This is a genomic window from Cytobacillus spongiae (assembly GCF_021390075.1).
Genome location: NZ_CP089997.1, coordinates 501,742 through 524,047, shown reverse-complemented (window position 1 = coordinate 524,047; position 22,306 = coordinate 501,742). Strand labels below are relative to the sequence as shown.

The following is a 22,306-nucleotide window of genomic DNA, read 5'->3' as shown; positions in this document are numbered from 1 at the left end:
TGCGAGCGATTTCGTGTCGAACGCGAGCGATATTCTCAAAAAGTGAGCGATTTCCGCCCGGGTGCGAGCGAACGCTCAAAAAAGGAGCGTTCGCTCACAAGCTACGCACATAAAAAATTCAACCACATAAATGCACTCAACAAATCAAAAAGCTTGATTCTAGCATCAAACTAGAACTAGGCAAATCACACTTTTCCCCTCACTAAACCTCTAATCTTACTTTATCCAAGCTCATCGCAAAAACATCTTCCCCGCACATGCTTCAGCCACTAGCTTTGGGTTCTCGCTTTTACTTATAGCTGAGATTAGTGCGACTCCGTCTGCTCCGGCCTCAATAATTGCTGTAATGCGCTCACTTGTTATTCCGCCAATCCCAACGAGGGGAAGGGAAATGCCCGCTGCTCGAATTTCTTGTATGACGATCGGTCCACGAACTTCTTCAATATCTGCTTTTGTTACTGTATGATACATCGGACCAACTCCGATATAATCGGCTCCTTGAGCGACAGCCGCTTTTGCTTCCTCCACACTGTGTGTAGAGATTCCGAGGATTTTATCACCAATATTCTTCCGTACCTCTTCTGGGTTTCCATCGTCTTGGCCGATATGCACCCCGTCAGCATCGAGTTCAATAGCAAGCTCCACATCATCATTGACGATAAAAGGAACGCCATGCTGCTTACAAATGACTTGCAGCTGCCTAGCCAACTGCTTTCGTTCAGCACCCTTTTTAGCATGCTCTCCTTTTTCTCGAAATTGAAAAAGTGTCACGCCTCCTTCGATCGCAGCCTTTAATACATGCGCTGGCTCATCAAAAGAATTTTGACTTCCCATGACTAAATAAAGCTGCAACTGCTCTCTTTTGATCCTCATTTCGTTTGTAAGGCTCCTCTTCTTTTATAAGCCCAATGATTTGTTGGGCCATGTCCAGCTCCAATATGCAAATCATCCTCAATTGCTGCTTGAATAAATTCCTTTGCAACCCCGATTGACTTATGTACCGATTGTCCCTTCGCAAGCTCGGCCGTAATCGCAGCAGAATAAGTACAGCCTGTACCATGAGTATTAACAGTGTTTACTTTCTGACTGGTAAACTCAACAAACTGTCCTCCATCGAACAGCAGATCTATCATCTGCTCCCCTTCCCGCGCGTGTCCTCCCTTAATTAACACATAGGATGCGCCTAACCCGTGAAGAATTTTTGCTGCCTCTTTTCGATTCTCCATCGTCTCAATCTTTACTCCTGACAGCACTTCAGCCTCAGGAATATTCGGTGTCACCACGGTCGCTAGTGGCAATAAATGCTCCTTCAATGCTGCAATGGCTTCTTGTTGTAAAAGTGAAGCTCCCCCTTTGGCAATCATCACCGGATCAACAACAACATTTTGCCAATGGCATTCAGCAATATGATTCGCAACCGCAACGATGATTTCAGAGCTAAATAGCATACCTGTTTTTAGGGCATCTGGCTTTAAGTCCGCATCAATCGAACGCATCTGTTCAATAATGGCAGGTGCTTCCATCGGATAGACGCCTTGAACACCCAATGTATTTTGTGCTGTAACAGCTGTTAGTGCGGACATTCCGTATACTTCAAGCTCCTGAAATGTCTTTAAATCGGCTTGAATGCCAGCGCCACCGCCACTATCAGATCCTGCAATTGTTAATGCTTTTCGAACAGTCACTTTGTAACCTCCCATCACTTATGCAAAAAGCTTATGATAAAGGCTCTTCGCTTCTGAAATATCCTTCGTTCCATGGACAAGAACCCGTCCATCTCTAAACACGACAACCCGGTGTTCATCCTTTGTAAAGGAAAGAAGGAAAGGGTTTCGTTCTGTTTTCCCGCCTTGGGCCAACAGCATTTGTTCTAATTGCTGTAGGTCTCTTTCTACTTGTACTGCCGGCCTAATTTGAACAGTATTTCGACCACACAGTACTGCTGTTTTCATATGATTTTCTTTATCTAAAAATGGATAAAACCGACTATTCCCACATGATGGGCAATCGCTATTATGAATTTTCGCTACATTTAGGTTTGAGAACTGATTTTCCCAAAGGTCGAAGGACACAAGGGTACCACGTAGGTCTCCCTCTGCTTCTGTTAGTATCTTTAACGCCTCTGTTGTCTGATGTGCGACAACCATTCCAACAGCTGGTCCAATAATCCCGGCTGTGTCGCAGGTCATTCCGCCAAGAGGGACCTCCTCTAGTAAACAATTCAAGCACGGCGTTTTTCCTGGAATAATGGTATAACTAATTCCGTAACTCCCGACACAAGCCCCATAGATCCATGGAATCCCCCACTTTTGAGACGCATCATTTATTAATAAACGAATATCGAAATTATCTGTTGCATCTATTATAAGATCTACACCCTCAACAAGCTGCTCGATTTCCTCAACTGACACATCACTGACATGAGCAATCACTTCCACATCTCCGTTAATTTCAGCTAAACGTCTTTCCGCAGCCACTGCTTTTGGAATTCGGTGTTTCGCATCTCTTTCCACATATAATTGCTGGCGCTGTAAATTGCTCCACTCCACATAATCACGGTCAGCAATCGTTAGCTTACCTACTCCTGCTCGCACTAGCATTTCCGCATTCCCGGTTCCTAGTGCTCCCGCTCCAATTAACAGTACATGCTTGTTAGCGAGCTTCCTTTGGCCAGCTTCTCCAATTTTCGAAAAAAGTTGTTGCCGAGAATAACGGTCCTCCATTTATCTTCGCTTCCTTTCTCATCAGCCTCCACCTACAAAGTGGACAAACTCAAACTGATCTCCATCTGCAAGTAATGTTTGTGAATAATGCTTTTTCAAGACAATTTCTCCATTTCTTTCGACAATGACCACTTTCGGATTCAGGTTAAAGAAAGTTAACAATTGTTCCACTGAATGAAGTTCTGTTGATAGCTCATGCGTTTTCCCATTTACAATAACGTTCATGCGATTCGCTCCTTTCGGTTATTTCTTTTTATTTCATCGTAAATCCACCATCAACAACAACCGTTTGCCCTGTTACAAATGAGGACAATCCACTGGCAAAATAAAGAATCGTTCCGGTAATATCATGTGGAGTCGCAATGCGCCCAAGTGGAGTGGACTGAATAATGTTCTCTTTAACTTCTTCCTTTGTCAGGCGGCTTGCATCAGTTGGATATACAAGCCCTGGTGCTACACAATTAACTGTGATACCAAATGCACCGAGATCTGCTGCTAGATTTTGAGAATAGGTCAATAAGGCTCCCTTGGCTGTTGTGTAATCATGATATGGCACCACTGGACGATAGATTAGGTTGCTTACAATGTTAATAATCCGGCCAAACTGCTTGAACTTCATCCGAGGAATCACATATTTACATACGTTGTAAGTGCCTTTTAATGAGCCATCGATTTGCCGTTGATAATCTTTCCATTCCATTTCCCATGCCCACTTCCGCTGATCTGGGTCAAAGAGATAGTGATGCAGTGCATTATTGACAACAATATCTACATAGCCAAACTCATTCTCAATCTCTTCTACCATTCGCTTTACTGCCTCTTCATCTGTAACATCCGCTTGAATCGGGATCGCGTCAATACCGTATTCAGAGGATAGTCGCTCTGCTAGTTGTGTTGCAAGTTCTTCACTTGTTCGATAATTAACCACGACATGACATCCATGGGCAGCAAATGCCTCAGCTATTGCAGCTCCAATTCCACGGCTAGAGCCTGTAACCAAACAAACTCTGCCTTTTAATGCTAGATCCATTCATACTCCCCCTAGTCAAGGTTTTGAACGAATTCGTTCGTGACAAGCGCTTCGATATCCACTGACTTTTGCAAAAGACCCATTTCTAAATAGGTTTGCTCCACTTGCTTTAATAGATTGATATCTAGCATTCCTAAACCTTCTTCGTTTGCAGCTGTTACATTTCGAATTTGTATGATTTCGAGATTACGGGCTTCATCTTGTCCATCAATCGCCGCTGATTGGGCAATTTTTGCCGCCTCTTCCGGATGCTCCATCACATATTCCGTACTTTCTTTATACACTTGTAGAAATTTCTCAATGGATTCCTTTTTCTCGTTATATATCTGTTCCGTTACCACAAAAACATCTGATGGTGTATTTAACACATCCTTAACTTCAATAACATTCACTTCTCCTAATCCTTTTTGCTTTGCATCAAAAAGGCCTGTATCCGTTGCAGCTGTAGCTACTACCTGATTTTGCATCAATGGACCAAAGTTCAACACTCCGGTTGGAATTACTTTTATATCTGCTTCTGTCATGCCTGCTTTGTGTAAAAGAACTTGCAGATTTTGGTAGGTACCACTCGTTAAGCTGTATACCCCAACTTCTTTTCCTTTTAAATCCTCAATGGATTCGATACCAGATTCTTTTAACGAAACAAGGTTAAAGACATTTTCAGGATAAATATTATAAATGATCTTTAGCTTTTCACCCTGCTCGGCCGCTAGTAAAACCGCTTCCATATTTGCAAAAGCAATATCCGCATTTCCTGCAATGATATTTTTTACAGCGTCTCCTCCCCCAGCACCAGGGACATACTCAAATTGCAGACCCGCTTCTTCAAACATCCCCTTCTCTTCTGCTACATATAGGTTGCTTTGCTCAACAATTGGCTTACTCCAAGAAGCCATTCGAATGGTGTCAACTTTCGTTTCTTCTTTGATCGGTTGTGAATTCGTTTCGTTTGCAGATGAGCAAGCTGTCATTCCAAACACGACAACCGCCATCACCATAAGCTGCTTCCATCTTAATTTCATTGTTCTTTCCTCCGGTAAACAATATATGTTTTGAATAGTTTTCTTTCTAACAAGGAGATTGCTTCATATAATCCAATCCCAATTAGCGTTAGTAAAATAAATGCGGAAAATAGTAAAGGTGTATCCATCATTCCAGATGCAATCATGATGACAGCCCCTAAACCTTTGTTTGCCCCCACAAATTCACTGACAACTGCTCCTACAACACTGAGTACAACCGCCACCCTCATTCCAGATAAAATCACTGGAATGGCATTCGGAATGCGAAGCTTCCTTATTATTTGCCATTTGCTTGCACGCATAACTCGAAATAGATTTTCTTTATCTCGATCTAGCTGAGACAATCCCGAAACCGTACTTTCAAATAGTGGGAAAAAGCTAATGAGCGCAACGATGATCATTTTCGGCAAATACCCATAGCCAAACCAAAGGATAAGTAGCGGTGCTAATGCGAGCTTTGGCATTGCCTGTGATGCAATGATATATGGATGTAGAATCCGTCTAGTGATAACTGATTGGGAGACGATAAACCCAAGGCCGAGCCCAATCAAAGTTCCTATTAGAAAGCCTCCTATAACCTCGATTAAGGTGGCTCCAATATGTGGATAAAAGTATCCCGACTTCAAATTCTCTACAAGATTGCTAGCAATTAAGGTTGGTGGCGGAAGGATTAACGCGGGTATATCTTGAATACGGACAATTGCTTCCCATAGCAAAAGAAGGACCATCAAGAGTAAGCTGGAGTATACCGATGTACGCGTTTTCATATTCACCTGCTTATTTCTGAAGCTTTTCATCTAATGTCCTCACTAGACTTTGAAACTCGGCTTCATATCCTATTTCTTTTGACCGCGGTTTCTCAAACGGGATGACCATTTCATCGAGGATGCCAGTTGGTTCTTCACCAAGTAAAAAAACCCTATCCGATAAATAAACCGCCTCTTGAATATCGTGTGTAATGCATAGCACCGTTGGCTTTACCGTTTGAACTACTTTCAACAACTCTTCATGCAATTGATTTTTTGTAAACCTATCAAGAGCTGAGAAGGGTTCATCCATCAGCAGTACCTTGGGTTCATTCATAAATGCCCGAGCAATCGCTACCCTTGCTTGCATGCCTCCTGAGCATTCATATGGAAATTTAGCCCCACTATCAGCAAGTCCCATCGTTTCTAAAATCGAAAGCGCTTGTTCTCGGTCCTGCTGTGTCATTTTTCTCTTTAATCCTACAGGGAGAAGAACATTTTCTAGGACGGTTTTCCACTCCAGCAATACCGGTCGTTGGAAAAGATAGGTCAGTCCTTCAATCGGCTCAAATACCTTCTGATTATTGATACGGATCTCTCCTGAAGTAGGCTGCTGCAATCCTGCAACCAGTTGTAATAGACTTGTTTTCCCCGATCCACTTTTTCCAACTATACTTACAAACTCTGAAGCTTGAACCTCAAAGGAAATTCCCTGTAGCGTCGGCTTATCTGCATGAGCATAGGTTAAGCTTACATCGTCTAGCAATATCTCACTCATTTACTCACCGCCCTTATATTCGAAAAGGGTCAAATTCATCTATCATACTCTCAACCGTCGATTCTACATCACACCAGCTCACAAGCTCCGCCAAATGAAATCTCCCATCATGATGCCAGCCAGGCTCAGGTTTAATCATCTCACCAATTGAACAAATACGGTTTACTCCCGCTTCCCCAAGTATATGGATCAGCGTTTGAAATTCTTTTGGTGTACACGCCACTCCAACTGATTGAATCACCCGCGAAACAGGAGCTAATCTTTCAGAAAGCTCCTTCAGAGAATCAAGTGGGATCACCGTTATAAACCGATTTAATACAGAATAAGGAAAATGGTCACTCTCTTCGTACACCACTGTCCAGACCGAGCTGTCAACACTGGTGTATAAATCAGTTCCTTCACTTCGAAATGAGCTGAAATGTACTTTTGCTCGAGCAGCATGAATAGCCGAAACTTCCTCTTCCGTTAACACTGCTCTCTTCATCTTCACCTCAAGATTGTTCATTTCCTGAGCGAGCATACCTGCAAATTCTCTCGGCGTGATTTTTCCACCCTTCTCCACAAAGATGACATGTGGGGATAAACAAGCCTGTTGATCGAAGGTTGCTACGTCTCTTGCCACTCTTTTTATCACTTCTTTCACAAGAGGCCCTTGCAAGCATTCACTCCCTACAACCGAAGCACTCACCTTATGCCCATGTGTATGAAGGGGTACATGGGTAGGAACTCGTTGCTTGACCGCTTCAATTGTTTGATGACTTCCATAGGCAATTACACGAGAAGAATGAGAAAACACGATTTTCTCGATTTCCTCGTCTCCTCCCTTCCACCACACAATTGCCATACACCTAGCGATTTCCGGACGAATCTCTGCAATCGTTCGAACGAAGAGCGACGAGAATACAGGCTCTGAGGACGATACCTTCCCTAGCGTAGCCGATTTTAGTAAAAGGCCTGCAGCTAAACTCCATAACGGCAAGGCTGGTACATTTCCCGAAAAAATATGTGCCATCAAATCTGGTCCATATGCTCTTGTCAGTCCGCCTGAATGGCGCGGACGAAATTCATCTAACACGAGCGGATTTGGAAAGTCTTCCTCGATCATTCTTTGTAATTTTTCTTTTCGAAAAGAACGAAGATAATCGGTCAAAAAGGTCCGGATCATCTCATCGTCATACCCGGTAATAATCGGCAATAGCTGTTCTGCCAGCTTTCGGTTTGGTTCATTAGGGTCGAGCCAGCGGGTTACTGCTTGATCAATCACTTCAATCAGTTCATTCGTGTGACAGCTCTTCATTACACGCTCACGATTTTCTTTTAGATGCTGGATTAACCCTAGGTATTGATTGCAGCAGAGTTTTGGAACCTTCACAGTTACAAGCTGTTCATGCTTCGTGAACGTCAGTGTATGCAAGTCTATTGTTTCTTGAAACGTGTCTGGTATAAAACCAGCGATAAATTCCGTCATGTTCTCTCCTTTTAGTTAATTGAACTTGAAATAAACTGTTCTACCGCTAATGAACAGCCTCGTGCTTCCGCTCCTGTAGCCCTGCCTAACAGCTTAAACCCTCGCTCCGTTTTCATTGCTAAGTCCTCTGTCATCACTGCAACCGCTGAATGATAGTTTGCTAGATCATAGTGGACAATAATCCCTTTTTCACCTAGCTGAACAGGCTTCATCGTTTCAGGATGAATAACACTTGTATGCATCCAGTGGGGAGGAATCTTTTCATCTGTTCCAGGCATGTCGTAACACTGAGAACTCAATTCTGTCATTCCATACATATTCATACATTGTTCAATTGGGACAGAGAATTGCTGGCTAAGCTTCCCCTTCAGCGTAAATGGATCCACTTCTCTAGATCTCCCCTTCGCCCCGCCAGTGTCCATGACCACACTGCCTTCAGGCAAGGAGAAAACAAGCTGCTTCTCCTCAGCAAAATCTAAAAAGTGAACAAATGAAAATGTTGCACCAAGAAGCATAATTGGTTCATTTGACTCCTCAGCATCAAGGAGGATTTCAACCAGCCGCTCCATATCGAAATGAGCTAACGAAACCACATACTCACTGTCATCCGTACCAAACTTCTGCTTTGCATTTGCTAAATAATGTGCGAGTGAAGAGTTAGGAAGCTCCTCTTCTGTAGGAAACAGCATAACCATTTTCATTTTCCTTCGAGTGGCCATCATTTGCTTTGCGAAATTCACACTCATCGATGTTTTCCATACATCTAAATCTCGATGAAAGTTCTTTCCTTTTTGCTCAGGATTTGTTGTTCCACTTGTCGTAAAAATAGCTTCCACTTCCGAGGCTGGACTGCACGAGAGCTCCGCGTACTTAAATGCTCCGATTGGTACAGGCGGGATATCCGTAATCCTTTTGACACTGTTCTTAGCTATTCTTTTTGAACGACAATATTCTCGGTAAGCTTGGTTATGCTTATATTGATAATGAAAAATTTCAACGGCTAATGAGTTAAATTGCTCCACATCCTCTGCCCCGTTTTGGATAAAGTCCCATACCTTTGTTTTCATCATTAAGAAGTCCATCTGAAACCTCCTCTTCTTCCACTCGGCTAAGCGAGAATTTGCCAATCCTTTACAACCGGCTGGTAGCCTAGCTCTCTTAACGAGCTTTTTACTTCCTCTACAGAACGAGAATCGGAAGTCTCGAATTGACTATTATTGTTCTCTTTATTCGCATAGCCGCCTACAACTGTTGAGGATGCCGCTGACATTTTCGTAACCCCTAAAGGAATTAAATTTTGTCTCAATTCTGCATTTTCACGAGTCGACAGCGTAATGCCCGATCTCGGTAAAAATAATCGAATGGCAAGCATCGCCTGAACTAAATTTTTGTCATTCACATCAATTTTCGGTTGATATCCCCCTAAATTAGGACGAATTCGCGGGAATGAAATAGAGATATCTGTTTCAATGTATTTATGCTGAAGGTATTGAGCATGTAGTCCTGTAAAAAATACTTCTCTTCTCCATTCATCCATTCCAAGCAATGCACCAATATTAACTGAGCGCATCCCTGCCTCACAGCCACGTTCAGGTGCGTCTAGGCGGTAGCGATAATTCCGCTTTGGACCGGCCACATGGATTTCCTTATAAATATCTTCGTTATACACTTCTTGATAGACAGTCAACCCATCTACCCCATGCTCTACTAATTTCTTATAGCCCTCGGCATCTAATGGCTGAACTTCAATCGCTAAGGATGAAAAGTGCTTCTTCATAACCTCAACACTTTCACATAAATAGTCTACTGACGAGTGAATATTCGATTCACCTGTTAGGATAATACAATGCTTAATCCCCATTTCCACTAGCGCTTTAGACTCTTGATCAATTTCAAGCATCGAAAGCTTCCTTCTTGGAAAATCATTGTCAAAGCTAAAGCTGCAATACGTACATTTATTTACACAATAATCGGTTATGTACAACGGAGCATATAACCCCATCACCCTACCAAAATGCTGTACAGTTAGCTGATGCGCTTTCTGGGCCATTTCTTCTAAGCAATACTCAGCTGCTGGTGAAAGAAGTACAAGTAGATCTTGCTCAGAAAGGCTTTCTTTCGCTAACACCCTCTTCACGTCGTTTGGCGTGATATGTTGAAAAATATCTTCAAAGGGTAAATTCCTTACTGATTCATACTTTTGATAGAAGCTCATTAACTACCCCTCCATTTCTAATCAATAGGCCAGGTTCATATTCACTCCGAATGCGGCAATGACAGCCCCTTCCCCTTGCTTTCATTCCAAAAAATCAACTTAATGCAGATGAATTATCCTAAGAAGCCCGTTAAAGGAGATGAAGCCTTTGCTTGAACAGATGTAGGTCCTAACCCTGATAAATAAGCTTTTCTTCCCGCTTTTACAGCTAGATCAAATGCAATGGCCATTTCAACTGGATCATTTGCTGTAGCAATGGCCGTATTGACTAGAACAGCACTGGCACCTATCTCCATTGCCTCTGCTGCTTCTGATGGCTTCCCAATCCCTGCGTCCACTACAATTGGAACATCCATTTCATCTATCAGAATTTGGATGATTTCTTTCATTCGAATTCCCCGATTCGTTCCAATTGGTGCGCCAAGAGGCATAACTGCAGCAGCGCCTGCTTCCTGCATTTTCTTTGCCGCCATTAGGTCGGGGCTCATATAAGGAAGCACAACAAAGCCCTCTTTTGCTAAAACCTCAGTCGCTTTAATCGTTTCTTCATTATCAGGAAGCAAGTACTTCTGATCAGAGATTACTTCAATCTTAATCCAATTTCCCATTCCACATGCTCGAGCTAATCGAGCAATCCGTATCGCTTCCTCCGCAGTTCGAGCTCCTGAAGTATTTGGCAGCAGCACCATATCCTTTGGGATGTCCTCTAGAATATTCTCTTCCCCCTGTGCTTCTAAATCGACTCGACGAAGCGCTACGGTAACGACTTGTGATTGCGATTTTTCAAGTGCTTCCTTCATTTGTTTATGATCCGCAAACTTTCCAGTCCCTGTAAATAAGCGATTATGTAGATCCACTCCACCAATTGTTAATACATCCTTCATCCTTAATTCCTCCTCCAAGTTGGTAATACACAAAACGGATATTTCTACAAAATTCCGTATCATGTCCGTTCATGACAATATGTAGATGTAGATTAAAACACAAAAAAGCTTACCCAATTTAGGTAAGCTTTTACATTTAAAGTAATAGAAAAGCACACACGGAGCCTTCCATGTCTACGCTTCTATAAAAGCTTCCCTACGTTGGTACTAACCAAATCAGGTTCAAGGGTTAGACATTCGTCCTCTCAGCCATACGGCACCCCTAGCATTCACTGTATAAAATTGTCATCCATAATCCAAAGTTATGAATCTATCCCCATTTTTATCACACTATCACCTTGTTGTAAACTGTAAACGCTTAATACCATATATATCCAGGCGGTTTCACAATAGTTACTTTCCTTAAACCATAGCTAAATGAATATGAACATAACAACTTGATCGTCCGTTTATATACGCTGGCAGAACTATTGAGAACAGCTTTATTTTTAAAAAAACTGCCCCTCAATCACTTGAGAAGCAGCTCATTATTTATTGGAGTTTTTTCACAACTGGAATGTAGATATCTATTTCCTTATTGTCGTCTCCATAGCATCTTTCATCATAGAGTTCAAATTCGGCAGTGCCTGTATGTTCATAACCTGATTGAGGGAACCACTCGGTAAAGACTTTGTTCCACGTCGATTGAATAGAAGCGGTAAAGGCTGCTTCATCTGCTTTCGGAGTAGTAAATACAGCATATTCCTGTTCGGGAAAGCTTCGATACACCATTCCTTCAAGAGGCTTTGTACCAGCATCAACTTCCATCCCGATTACGTAAGTAAATTCGCCCGATTCAGGCTGAAAATCGGTACATAAACCTAACTCAACGTGTTTGTGAATTGGGCTTGGGATATTCGCCCCTAAATCATTTCGAATATATTGTTGCCAAAACTCTGGTATATCCCGGTTATTTTGTCCATCCTCATTTCTTGTCTTTAGTTCATAGCCTATGATGTGAAAAGCAGGTTTTACAGTTAATTTCGGTTCCATTCTTACTCCTCCTTGAAACTCCTTTGGTTTTAGGCAGACTTTTCCTCGAAATGGTCCAGACAGATATTCGGCTTTTCGGTACTGCTTTGGTGACATTCCAAAGTGCTTTTTAAACGCCCGATTAAATGACTCTTGATACTGAAATCCTACCTCTAACGCAATGTCAATGACTTTCTCATCGTGATAAAATAACCGCTCCGCTGCTACCGTTAACCTTCTTTTTCTCACATATTCCATCACAGAATCACCAACCATCGCTTGAAAGACGCGATGAAAATGATAAGGAGAAAAGCAAGCCTTCTCTGCTAGCGACTCAAGCGTTAACGTCTCCATCAAGTGGTCTTCTATATAATCAAGAGCTCGTTGAATACTAGCCTCATAATCCATCTGTTATCACCTACCCACTTCTCACTATATCAGAGAACAAATGTTTGTTCTTAACATTTTTTGCTAAGTATAGCATCCAATTGTCATTCTATTCATTTACTAAACTTTAACATAACCCACTATACATTTTGAGGAATTGATGTAAAAATTAACTAATGTCTATTCAATCTACTTGGCCAGCATCTTAATTTTTACTACTTGCTATAAAAAGTATACTTCCGTGCTACATCATCAAGCTAAGGAATATAATATGAACGTCTTTTTAGGAAACTACTCTGGAGAAACAGGTGGCTATCGATCAGCAGGAGGAAGCTGTGCCATTGATACGAGTGGTGAGCTTATCGGACGACTAGAAGCTCACCAGGAAGGATTGTTAGTAGTAAGCAGAGAAAGCAATCAGCATAAGTGGAAGGTTAAAAGTGTAAATATGTAGGAAAGGAGTCGATGGTCTTGAACCATGTAGACAAGCAAAAATTAGTATTGATAGTAGGGTTGCTATTGACTGTAAGTGGAATTGTCATGCTATTTAACTGTGTTTCTTTCGGCACTTCTCTTGCCAGTGGATGGTTAGCTGAACAAGGAGGGGCAGCTTCGGAAACCTACCATATTGTTATAAGTAGCTATATTGAGAGTTTCCTAGTAGCAGGTGGCATTTTCCTCGGGTTTGGATTATTATTTGGAACCATTTTCATTTATAGAGGGGGGTTACATCAAGAGTAAGGACGAATAGATGCTTATGGAAAGGAACCATTACAATGTCAAAATTAAAAAGCTCTAGAAGATATGACTTAGATTGGATTAAAGTTCTCGCTACTTTTATCGTATTTCTCTATCACTGCTCCATGTTCTTTAACCCCTTCGAGTGGCATGTGAAAAATAATGAAATAGATGCTGAAGCCATTTTGGCCTTTTCTCTTTATATTGGGGTGTGGATTATGCCGATCTTTTTTGTGATCTCAGGACTAAGTTCATACTATTCCCTTCAAAAACGAAGTGGGAGCCAGTATATTCGTGAGCGATTGGCACGGTTAGGAATCCCGCTTCTGTTTGGCATATTCATCCTTACCCCGCCACAAGTATATATTGAACGAGTCTATCTTCAGCAATTTAGTGGTTCGTTCTTAGATTTCCTTCCCCATGCTTATGAAGGAGTGTATTTAGAAATGGGTGGACCAGGAAACTTTGCCTTTGTCGGTCTTCACCTTTGGTATTTATTAGCGCTTATCCTTTTTTCTTTTCTAACTTTAGGTTTATTTTTAAAAACAAAGCCTTTCAAAAAGGTAACAGGAATCAAGCTATTTCTCCTTCATATTCCATTCATCCTTTTAACAAGCTTCGTTGAAACTGTAAAGTTAGGTGGATGGGACTTGCTTGTGTATTTGATGTATTTCCTCTTTGGCTTTTACGTATTCACAAGCGAAAGCCTTCTGAACTATCTAGAAAAAACACGATGGATTCACTATACTTTAGCGATCCTTCCAACAACCGCCTATATCATTTGGTTTTTTATTGAATATCCAGATAGAGGTACAGTTGGTTTTGTCATTTTTTCGACATTGTTAGTAATCGGAAGTATAAATATCCTCCTATCGATCTATCATTTGGGTCATACATACTTATCATTTAACAATAAACTACTGACGTATGCTAGCGAAGCAGCTATGCCATTTTACATTATTCACCAGCCTGTTATTGTGATTATTGGCTTTTTCATTAAAGATCTTTCTTGGCCAATTGGGCTCAAGCTTGTATTCTTGATTTGTATTTCTTTCATTATCATAATGGGAATTTATCATTATGTCGTGCGTAATCTATCCCCAATCCGTATCTTGTTCGGGTTAAAAGGAAAGAAGAATGGCCCTCCAATTCCAACGAACAATCAGCAAATGTGAAGTAATTACAGGAGGTACTATCATGGGAGATATAGTCTTGAAGAAATTTAAGATGGAGAATGGAGAAAGCTTGATCGTAAGAACGGCTTTGCCAGAAGATGCGGATCAAGTTTTACTTTTCACACAGACAATTATGAATGAAGCCCCTTACTTGGTAACTGCATCACATGAATTGAAGATTTCAAGCGAGCAACAATTGCATTTTTTAAAGCAGCTTTATGAACATAATGGAAAAATAGCCCTCCTAGCTGAATACGAAAATGAAATGATTGGGTTTTTAGATTTCCATAATGGAAATAGGGAACGGATCCAGCATCAAGGTTCGTTTGGCATGAGTGTTAAAAAGGAATTTAGACATCAGGGAGTGGGGAAAGCGTTACTTAACACCTTATTAGAATGGGCGGACAACAACCCTTTGATTGAAAAATTATGCCTTGAGGTTTTTGATACGAATGTGGCAGCGATTGCACTTTACAGGAATTTGGGCTTTACCGAAGAAGGGGTCAAAAAAAGGGCAATTAAGACTTCTAATGGTTCCTATCATGATTTAATTTTAATGGCATTGTTCTTAGACTAATTGATAAAGAGGTGCAAAACGCACCTCTTTTCTATTCCCACTTAAACACATAGCTCGCTAACATAAACCCACCTACAAGCCATCCAGTTAGGATAAGCAGCTCAGGAGCAAGCTCTAAAAATGGGGTTCCTAGATTCATTGTCTCACGCAGTGCCGACGATAAATGAGCGATCGGCAACACGTTTACGATCGGTTGGATAAAGTCTGGCATATTGCTAATTGGGAAGAATACCCCTCCTAAGAAAAGCATGGGAAACGTAGCGAACCCAGCAATCGGACCAGCACTTTCGGGATTTTTGGCAATACCCGCAATAATAAAACCCAATGCCATAAAGGCAAGTGTGCCGAGAACGATAAAGAAAATTAGTGCAAGCCATGAGCCCACCACTTGAATATCAAACACCAAATTTGCTATGAGAACGACAAGCAATGCTTGAGTTCCATTTAATAGAAGACGAGCAGTAATTTGAGCCGCAATAAAGGTGGAAGCTTTTAGCCTAGTTCCTTGCATTCTTCGTAAGATTCCTCGCTCGCGCCATGCGGAAATTTGCCCAGCTACCCCGTTCATATTGTTGCTCATGATCATCATCGCCACGATTCCAGGTACAAGAAAATCAACATAGCGAATATTTAGTGCTTCAATGCCAATTTTTTCGATGACAACTAGCGGCTCATAATTGACAAGTTCTTTACTGTATTGATCAATAATTCCATTTAACACAGTCAAACCTAATTCAGCTGCAGCTAAATTCTTCTCATTGTAATAGACTGGGAGAGCGAAAGCCTCTTCACCATCTGCAAGCTGATTCCCGTATCCTTTCTGAATTTCGGTTAAAAGCTGGATGTCCCCACTTTCAACAGCATCCTTTCCTTCCTCCACACTTTCATATTCTTGAACTTCTATTCCTTCATTTTTTTCCAAAAGTTCGGTTAGTTCAGTGGATTCACTGGATTGATCTTCGTCAACCACACCAACTGATAAGCTAACAGTGCTATCTCCCCCAACAAAGGAGCCTAGTGCTAACATTAAAATAACAGGGAACATTAATGTGAAAAATAATACTTGTTTATTCCGTGCAAAAATTCGAAGCTGGGCTAACGTTAATTGCCAATAAGCTCTCACGATTCTCGTAGCCTCCTTCCTGTCATATGGATAAAGACATCCTCTAATGTTGCTTGCCTTGTTTGGAGGTCCTCAATGGTTAATTTGTGCTCTGTCGCAACATGAATGAGTGAAGTGAGCGCCATCTGAAGCTCATCTGTATACAGCTGAACAAATGTATCTTTAATGGATACCTCTTTCACGCCTTCCATCTTCATAAACAGCTCTTCTTGAGGAGGATTGTTCAAATGAAACTCAACTGTGCTCGTAGACTGTAAGCTTTTCACCAAATTCGTTGGCGTATCAAGTGCAATCAGTTCTCCTTGATCCATAATGCCGATACGATCACAAAGCACATGAGCTTCATCCATGTAATGCGTCGAAAGAATGACCGTTTTCCCCCTGTCCTTCAGCCGAAGGACAATATCCCATAAAGTTCTCCGTGCCTGTGGATCTAGGCCAGTCGTCGGCTCATCTAGGAACACTATTTTCGGATCATGTATTAAAGCAAGTGCAATAGCCAAACGCTGTTTTTGCCCTCCGGAGAGCCCCTTTACACGATCATTTCGCTTTTCTGTTAACAGCATGTCTTCGATCAATTGCTCAATATCCACATGGGATGGATAGAAGCTTGCATACAGATGAAGTGTCTCTTCTACCTTCAATAATTCGAACAATGACGTGGATTGCAACTGAACCCCAATGACTTCCTTCACTTGGTTAATTTGCTTCTTCACATCAAATCCGGCTAACACAGCAGTCCCGTCATCAGGCTTACGAAGCCCAACCAGCATCTCAATCGTCGTCGTTTTTCCAGCTCCATTAGGCCCAAGTAAACCGAATATCTCACCTTTTTCTACTTGGAATTCGACGCCTTTCACTGCAAGAAATGATCCGTACTGTTTAACTAATCCCTTTACATCTACCATTACTTCACTAGGCATAACAAGCCCCCTTTGTTCTAATAATAACTTCAGTCCACGTTGCTTTCTATTATACGTGAATCACTAGGGGCAGCCAATTTTGAGAGACGCTCTTTTCTCTAACAAAGGAAGGCCTTCGTCGCTATTATGAAGATCTTTTCTGGCTAGTTTCTAGATTTTTGATGCTTTATCGACCTTTTGATGGCCAGTTTTGGCTATTTTTCTAGCCTTTTGGGGCCTTCATCGATCTTATGATGACCTGTTTCGGCTGATTTTCTAGCTGCTTTGGGCTTCAATCACCTCATGATGACCAGTTTTGGCTATTTTTCTAGCTTTTTGGGTCTTCATCGATCTTATGATGACCTTCTCTAACTATAATTCTAGCTTTTTGGACCTTCATCGATCTTATGATGACCTTCTCCAGCTATTTTTCTAGCTTTTTGGGCCTTCATCGATCTTATGATGGCCTTCTCTAACTATCATTCTAGCTTTTTGGACCTTCATCGATCTTATGATGACCTTTTTCTCCATCCTCCCTAGCCACCATCGTATCCACCCTTTTATAACCCTTATTCTCTATTATTTACTAGAAAAAATAGTTAGCCTTTCCTCCTATGTGGTGATAAAATCGACTTAACTTAATTGGCAGCTTGTCTGCTTATTGCTGGAGGTTGATGAACCGATAACATCCAGGATGGCTTGTGTTCGAAGGAACAGATCATTGGGTGAAGAATAAAATGTTTTTATTTCCCTTTCTTATATTTCTGAAATTCACTATTAAAGAGGTTGATGAACATAGAAACGTATGAATTGACGATTTTTAACCATGTTGGGAATAAAATCATTACTGAAGATCGAGAGATTAACATTATTGCTCGGTTAGCGGAGCCGCTTGTAGTTATTCTTGGGAATGTATTAAGTGATGAAGAATGTGATGCACTTATTGACATTTCGAAGGATCGTATGAACCGTTCCAAAATTGGCTCAGTTCGTGAAGAGAATGCGATTCGCACGAGCAGCAGTGTATTTTTACCAGAGGATGCTCATGAAGTGGTGACAAGAGTGGAAAAGAGAGTCTCACAAATCATGGGGATTCCCGTTGAACACGGAGAAGGATTACAAATATTAAACTATCAGATTGGGCAAGAATATAAAGCCCATTATGATTACTTTTCCGCTAGCTCAAGACCTGTTAACAACCCAAGAATCAGTACACTTGTCATGTATTTAAATGATGTTGAACATGGAGGGGAAACGTATTTCCCTCATCTAAAGCTTTCAGTTACTCCCCAAAAAGGGATGGCTGTGTATTTTGAGTATTTCTACGATAATGATGAATTAAATGAACTAACTTTACACGGTGGCGCGCCAGTTGTAATTGGAGATAAGTGGGCAGCGACTCAGTGGATGCGCAGAAAAGTTTTTAAATAAAGGGATTACACAAACGTAGAGCTTGTTGTAGCTCTGCGTTTGTTATTTCCCTTCAACCATCATCATAATTGCACGTCCCATCTCATCATCACAATCCGCTATCAACCATTCATCCTGAACTCTTATATATTGGCAAGCAAAACTATGAATATAGCTGAACACAATTTGCGCCGCATCTATCTCTTGTTTATCAATGATTACAGGGGATTCATTTTGTTGGAAATAGTCCTTTATCGCGTTCCCGAGGCACTCAATGGGATTTTCTTGCGTAGCAAGCTTATGCTGATAGAGAATACGGTTCCCTTGAATGAAGAACAATTTCAAGCTACTTTTATCTAAAACAACGAGTTGTTGATTCTCACGAAGAAACTGAATGACCTGTTGTTTTTTGTACATCCCATTTAGAGCATTAATTGTGTCCCGTAACTTAGCAGCTTGTTCAAAATCATATGAGGAAGAAGCATTCTCCATCTGCTTACTTAACTCCTTTATCAGACTTTGGTCTGTACCGTTCAGAAAGTCCATTAGCTGAAGGATACTGTTTTCATAGAAGTTCATCGCCTCTTCCTTAATACAGATGCCTCTACATAATCCTAAAGAGAAGTTCAAGCAAGGTGTGCTCCTATTATAAGGACGATGACAATCGATTTTGAGAAGTTCCTTCCACCCATTGATGGCTCGTTCTAATGTACTTTTGCTTGTAAATGGGCCAAAGTAGTAAGCTTCATCTTCTAGAATATGTGTTATCTCAATTCGATAGATTCCTTTGACCTGGTCGATTTTCAAGTAAGAGTAAGCGTCAGGCGTCTTCATTTTCCGGTTGTAAATAGGCTTTAACTCTTGAATTAGCTGGCATTCGAGCATAAGTGCTTCGAATTCTGTATCCAGTTGAATCCAATCAAAGTCCTTTAACTGCTGTGTGAGCTTTTCGAGTTTTCTTGAATCTACTCGAGAATTTTGCAGGTAAGATTGAACACGATTTTTTAAATTTTTTGACTTTCCTACATAGATGATCTCACCTGCCGCATCCTTCATCAAATAAACTCCAGGAGCTGTTGGAAGCTGTTTTACTTTCTCCTTCAGGTTCATATTCCATCTCCATCATGCTTTTTCCAATAATCATATATTGCCTCTTTCAGCATATCTGAAAGCTCACGATTCTTACGCTGTTTAAGCCACTCTACTTGATCAATTGGAAGGCTGATCTTTAAGCCGATTTTTTCATAGGGCATTTCAAATTGGCGAATTTCATCCAATGTGATCCCTTGTTCAAAATCAGGAAAGATTACATCTGTTTCTGTAAAAACCGGGAGCTCACCATATTCCTCAGCGTGAGCTAGCTGGCAAAACAAATTCAACTGCGGCAATCCCCCCGACAGACTTTTCAGATGCATATAGGAAGAAATTACTCTTCCATCTTCTAGCTCCACCTCTACAATCCATGTTTCCTCCCGGCGGTATTTCTGTACAGCTACTTCACTAACTATCATATCCAATTCCAACGTGTACCCTGTGGTTGATTGATAGACGTAGATTTGGCTTTTGAAAAAATGAATCGCTTCCCCATCAATTTTAACAGCTTTCACTTTCCCCATAGATCTCTCTCCTCTCAGACCGACCCATCTCTAAAAAAATTATAACAAAAAGACCTGACTCCCCATAGTATTACTGGGATTCAGGTCAAATCATTGAATTAAATTTAAGAACTGACGTGTGCGTTCTTGCTGGGGATTGGCAAAAAGCTGCTCTGGCGCCCCTCTTTCAATAATAATACCTCCATCCATGAATAGAACCTCATCTGCCACATCTTTTGCAAAACGCATTTCATGGGTAACGACCACCATCGTCATCCCTTCATTGGCAAGGTCCTTCATGACTATGAGCACTTCTCCCACCAGCTCTGGATCTAGTGCAGAGGTTGGCTCATCAAACAACATAACCTCTGGCTCCATTGCAAGTGCCCTGGCAATTCCAACACGTTGCTGCTGTCCTCCAGAAAGCTGGAATGGATAAAGACTCAATTTGTCACCGAGTCCCACTTTCTTTAAAAGCGCCTCCGCTTTCTCCCTGGCTATTTCCTTAGGTTGCTTTTTCACCGTGACGGGCCCCTCCATCACATTTTCAAGAGCTGTCATATGAGGAAATAAATTATAGTTTTGAAAGACCATACCCGTTAAACGGCGGAAGGGAGCGATTGATTTTTGCGGTACCATCTTCGAAAAATCAAGTGCTTGCTCCCCAATCGATACCGATCCAGAAGTCGGAGTTTCAAGTACATTTAAGCATCGTAAAAAGGTAGTTTTCCCTGAACCAGACGGTCCGATTAAGACGACTACTTTCCCTTTTTCCACCTCTAAATCAACCCCTTTTAACACTTCGAGTTGATCAAATTGTTTATATAATCCTTTTACCGTTATCATCGTCATCTTCCTCCTCTACCTTGATACATATCGGTCTAACCTTGTTTCCATTCGGTGCTGTATGATGGAGAGGATAAAACAGATCATCCAATAAATAATTGCTGCCTCTGTGTAAAGCAAAAGAAACTCATAATTAGTTGCGGCGATTTCTTGTGCTTTTCTAAACATCTCTGTTACTAAAATCATTGAAGCTAAAGAGGTATCCTTTACCAAGCTAATAAATGTATTGGATAATGGCGGAATCGATACACGTGACGCTTGTGGTAAAATTATTCTCTTTAAAGTTTGCGGATAGGACATTCCAACTGAATACCCAGCTTCCCACTGCCCTTTAGGGATAGATAAAATAGCTGCTCGGATGATTTCAGATGCATATGCACCTACATTTAAGGAGAATCCAATAACAGCGGATGGAAAAGGGTCAATGACAACACCAAGGGTTGGCAACCCATAGAAAATAATAAATAATTGTACAAGTAGTGGTGTCCCCCGAATGGCAGACACGTACACTCTAGCTATCATCTGTAGGATTTTGACACTAGAAATACGTGCAAGTGCCGTCAAAACCGCTAACACTAAACCTAGTACAAACGAAATGATTGTCAAAGGAATTGTATACATAACAGCCCCCTTCAGTATAGGCTGAAGGGAGCTTTCGGCGATTTCCACTAATCGATTAAGTCTCTCAGGATCTGCAAAAATATTACTTAAGTACATTTTCACCAAACCATTTCACAGAAATTTCTTCATACGTACCATCTTCAATGATTTCAGCTAATGCCTTGTTCACTTCTTCAACGAGTGGCTCATTTCCTTTACGGAACATAAGCCCACTTTTTGCCGCATCTTCAGACGTATCTACAATTTGAATCGCTGCATCAGGTCGTTGCTTTTTAAAATCAAGAACAGATAATTTATCATTAATCGTTACATCTACACGCTTTGAGTTAATTAATTCAACCGCTTGATTAAACCCTTCTACTCCTACGATTTCTGCTTCAAACGATCTCGCTAAGTCCGCATAGTTACTTGTTAATGATTGGCCTGCTTTCTTCCCTTTAATATCTTCAAAAGACTTTACTTCAGCATTATCAGCATGAACAACTAATACGGCTGCAGAAGTAATATAAGGATCTGAAAAGTCATACTTTTCTTGGCGATCAGGACGAATCCCCACTTGGTTCGCAATCATATCAAAACGCTTTGCATCTAATCCAGCAAACATGGCATCCCATTGTGTTTCAAGAAATTCAGCTTCTACTCCTAACCGCTTCGCAATTTCACGAGCAATCTCCACGTCAAAGCCTGTTAACTCACCTTTATCATCATGAAACGTGAATGGAGGGTATGTACCTTCCGTCCCTATTAATAACTTACCTTCTTCTTTCACTTTTGATAATAAATCTTGTTCCGTTGTTTTTGCACCGTTTCCTTCTTGATTCGTTCCTTTATCTTCAGCTGTTCCGCACCCAGCAATCACAATCATCGCGCTTAATAAAAATAAGAATAGCATTGAAAATTTCTTCACTACTTTAACCCCCTAATTCATATAAGTTTTGTCAGCATTAGCTATCATATAAGAGAAACTTCTCCATGTCAAAGTCAATTACTTGGAAATTACGTGTACTAGTAGAGTGCCCTGTGGAAGAACAGAACATTCTATTGTTCTTCTTGCC

25 protein-coding genes and 1 riboswitch are annotated in these 22,306 nt (G+C 41.2%); of the genes, 5 read left to right on the top strand and 20 right to left on the bottom strand.

The window, feature by feature from the left end:
• Positions 1–231: 231 nt before the first annotated feature.
• The 13 genes from thiE to LS684_RS02715 all read right to left on the bottom strand — a co-directional run bounded on the left by thiE (position 232) and on the right by LS684_RS02715 (position 12,285).
• The gene (gene thiE, locus LS684_RS02775) at positions 232–873 is read right to left on the bottom strand and encodes a thiamine phosphate synthase (RefSeq protein ID WP_233809727.1); all 642 of its coding nucleotides are present in this window, start codon (positions 871–873) and stop codon (positions 232–234) included.
• Positions 870–1,700 carry a bifunctional hydroxymethylpyrimidine kinase/phosphomethylpyrimidine kinase gene (thiD, locus tag LS684_RS02770; protein ID WP_432418813.1) on the bottom strand — a complete coding sequence of 277 codons (831 nt, stop codon included), beginning with the start codon at positions 1,698–1,700 and terminating at the stop codon, positions 870–872. The genes thiE and thiD overlap by 4 nt, the downstream gene beginning before the upstream one ends.
• A 3-nt stretch (positions 1,701–1,703) precedes the next feature.
• Positions 1,704–2,723 carry a thiazole biosynthesis adenylyltransferase ThiF gene (locus LS684_RS02765; RefSeq protein WP_233809723.1) on the bottom strand — a complete coding sequence of 340 codons (1,020 nt, stop codon included), beginning with the start codon at positions 2,721–2,723 and terminating at the stop codon, positions 1,704–1,706.
• A gap of 21 nt (positions 2,724–2,744) precedes the next feature.
• Positions 2,745–2,948: a sulfur carrier protein ThiS gene (thiS, locus tag LS684_RS02760; protein WP_233809721.1), complete on the bottom strand. Its 204-nt coding sequence runs from the start codon at positions 2,946–2,948 to the stop codon at positions 2,745–2,747.
• Positions 2,949–2,976: 28 nt separating this feature from the next.
• Positions 2,977–3,753 (bottom strand): 3-oxoacyl-ACP reductase, encoded by a 777-nt coding sequence (locus LS684_RS02755; RefSeq protein WP_233809719.1) that lies wholly within the window; start codon positions 3,751–3,753, stop codon positions 2,977–2,979.
• An 11-nt stretch (positions 3,754–3,764) separates the two neighbouring features.
• Positions 3,765–4,775, bottom strand: coding sequence for an ABC transporter substrate-binding protein (locus tag LS684_RS02750; protein ID WP_233809717.1), 1,011 nt, complete (start codon positions 4,773–4,775; stop codon positions 3,765–3,767).
• Entirely contained in the window at positions 4,772–5,572 is an 801-nt protein-coding gene (locus LS684_RS02745; RefSeq protein ID WP_233809715.1) for an ABC transporter permease, read from the bottom strand. The genes LS684_RS02750 and LS684_RS02745 overlap by 4 nt, the downstream gene beginning before the upstream one ends.
• On the bottom strand, positions 5,553–6,299 hold the full coding sequence (locus tag LS684_RS02740; RefSeq protein ID WP_233809713.1) for an ABC transporter ATP-binding protein: 747 nt from the start codon (positions 6,297–6,299) through the stop codon (positions 5,553–5,555). Before LS684_RS02740 ends, LS684_RS02745 begins: the two co-directional genes overlap by 20 nt.
• Before the next feature lie 13 nt (positions 6,300–6,312).
• Complete coding sequence (locus LS684_RS02735; protein WP_233809711.1) at positions 6,313–7,767, bottom strand: acyl-CoA reductase; 1,455 nt, start codon at positions 7,765–7,767, stop codon at positions 6,313–6,315.
• An 11-nt stretch (positions 7,768–7,778) separates the two neighbouring features.
• On the bottom strand, positions 7,779–8,849 hold the full coding sequence (locus tag LS684_RS02730; RefSeq protein WP_233809709.1) for a LuxE/PaaK family acyltransferase: 1,071 nt from the start codon (positions 8,847–8,849) through the stop codon (positions 7,779–7,781).
• Between the two features lie 26 nt (positions 8,850–8,875).
• A complete protein-coding gene (gene thiH / locus LS684_RS02725) occupies positions 8,876–9,982 on the bottom strand; it encodes a 2-iminoacetate synthase ThiH (RefSeq protein WP_233809707.1) in 1,107 nt (368 codons plus the stop codon).
• A 113-nt stretch (positions 9,983–10,095) separates the two neighbouring features.
• The gene (locus LS684_RS02720; RefSeq protein WP_233809705.1) at positions 10,096–10,866 is read right to left on the bottom strand and encodes a thiazole synthase; all 771 of its coding nucleotides are present in this window, start codon (positions 10,864–10,866) and stop codon (positions 10,096–10,098) included.
• Positions 10,867–11,042: 176 nt separating this feature from the next.
• Positions 11,043–11,140, bottom strand: a riboswitch (TPP riboswitch).
• 257 nt (positions 11,141–11,397) lie between these two features.
• Entirely contained in the window at positions 11,398–12,285 is an 888-nt protein-coding gene (locus LS684_RS02715) for an AraC family transcriptional regulator (RefSeq protein WP_233809703.1), read from the bottom strand.
• Between the two features lie 250 nt (positions 12,286–12,535).
• Between LS684_RS02715 and LS684_RS02710 the strand changes: the two genes are divergently transcribed.
• Genes LS684_RS02710 through LS684_RS02695 form a run of 4 tightly spaced genes read left to right on the top strand, consistent with a single transcriptional unit; the run spans position 12,536 to position 14,754 of the window.
• The gene (locus LS684_RS02710; RefSeq protein WP_233809701.1) at positions 12,536–12,718 is read left to right on the top strand and encodes a hypothetical protein; all 183 of its coding nucleotides are present in this window, start codon (positions 12,536–12,538) and stop codon (positions 12,716–12,718) included.
• A 17-nt stretch (positions 12,719–12,735) separates the two neighbouring features.
• The gene (locus LS684_RS02705; RefSeq protein WP_233809699.1) at positions 12,736–13,005 is read left to right on the top strand and encodes a hypothetical protein; all 270 of its coding nucleotides are present in this window, start codon (positions 12,736–12,738) and stop codon (positions 13,003–13,005) included.
• A gap of 35 nt (positions 13,006–13,040) precedes the next feature.
• Complete coding sequence (locus tag LS684_RS02700) at positions 13,041–14,177, top strand: acyltransferase family protein (RefSeq protein ID WP_233809697.1); 1,137 nt, start codon at positions 13,041–13,043, stop codon at positions 14,175–14,177.
• 22 nt (positions 14,178–14,199) lie between these two features.
• Positions 14,200–14,754, top strand: coding sequence for a GNAT family N-acetyltransferase (locus LS684_RS02695; RefSeq protein ID WP_233809695.1), 555 nt, complete (start codon positions 14,200–14,202; stop codon positions 14,752–14,754).
• Positions 14,755–14,785: 31 nt separating this feature from the next.
• On the opposite strand, the gene LS684_RS02690 is transcribed toward LS684_RS02695, so the two are convergent.
• Both LS684_RS02690 and LS684_RS02685 read right to left on the bottom strand, forming a co-directional pair.
• Complete coding sequence (locus LS684_RS02690) at positions 14,786–15,877, bottom strand: ABC transporter permease (protein ID WP_233809693.1); 1,092 nt, start codon at positions 15,875–15,877, stop codon at positions 14,786–14,788.
• Complete coding sequence (locus tag LS684_RS02685) at positions 15,874–16,800, bottom strand: ABC transporter ATP-binding protein (RefSeq protein WP_233809691.1); 927 nt, start codon at positions 16,798–16,800, stop codon at positions 15,874–15,876. Before LS684_RS02685 ends, LS684_RS02690 begins: the two co-directional genes overlap by 4 nt.
• A gap of 768 nt (positions 16,801–17,568) precedes the next feature.
• On the opposite strand from LS684_RS02685, the gene LS684_RS02680 reads away from it, so the two are divergent.
• Positions 17,569–18,210 (top strand): 2OG-Fe(II) oxygenase, encoded by a 642-nt coding sequence (locus LS684_RS02680; protein ID WP_233811523.1) that lies wholly within the window; start codon positions 17,569–17,571, stop codon positions 18,208–18,210.
• A 42-nt stretch (positions 18,211–18,252) separates the two neighbouring features.
• On the opposite strand, the gene LS684_RS02675 is transcribed toward LS684_RS02680, so the two are convergent.
• The 5 genes from LS684_RS02675 to LS684_RS02655 form a co-directional block, all read right to left on the bottom strand.
• Positions 18,253–19,299 (bottom strand): UvrB/UvrC motif-containing protein, encoded by a 1,047-nt coding sequence (locus LS684_RS02675; RefSeq protein ID WP_233809689.1) that lies wholly within the window; start codon positions 19,297–19,299, stop codon positions 18,253–18,255.
• Positions 19,296–19,805 carry a hypothetical protein gene (locus tag LS684_RS02670; protein WP_233809687.1) on the bottom strand — a complete coding sequence of 170 codons (510 nt, stop codon included), beginning with the start codon at positions 19,803–19,805 and terminating at the stop codon, positions 19,296–19,298. Before LS684_RS02670 ends, LS684_RS02675 begins: the two co-directional genes overlap by 4 nt.
• Before the next feature lie 90 nt (positions 19,806–19,895).
• Positions 19,896–20,630, bottom strand: coding sequence for an amino acid ABC transporter ATP-binding protein (locus LS684_RS02665; RefSeq protein ID WP_233809685.1), 735 nt, complete (start codon positions 20,628–20,630; stop codon positions 19,896–19,898).
• 15 nt (positions 20,631–20,645) lie between these two features.
• Positions 20,646–21,347 (bottom strand): amino acid ABC transporter permease, encoded by a 702-nt coding sequence (locus tag LS684_RS02660; RefSeq protein WP_233809683.1) that lies wholly within the window; start codon positions 21,345–21,347, stop codon positions 20,646–20,648.
• On the bottom strand, positions 21,334–22,158 hold the full coding sequence (locus LS684_RS02655; protein WP_284701577.1) for an amino acid ABC transporter substrate-binding protein: 825 nt from the start codon (positions 22,156–22,158) through the stop codon (positions 21,334–21,336). The genes LS684_RS02660 and LS684_RS02655 overlap by 14 nt, the downstream gene beginning before the upstream one ends.
• Positions 22,159–22,306 lie beyond the last annotated feature (148 nt).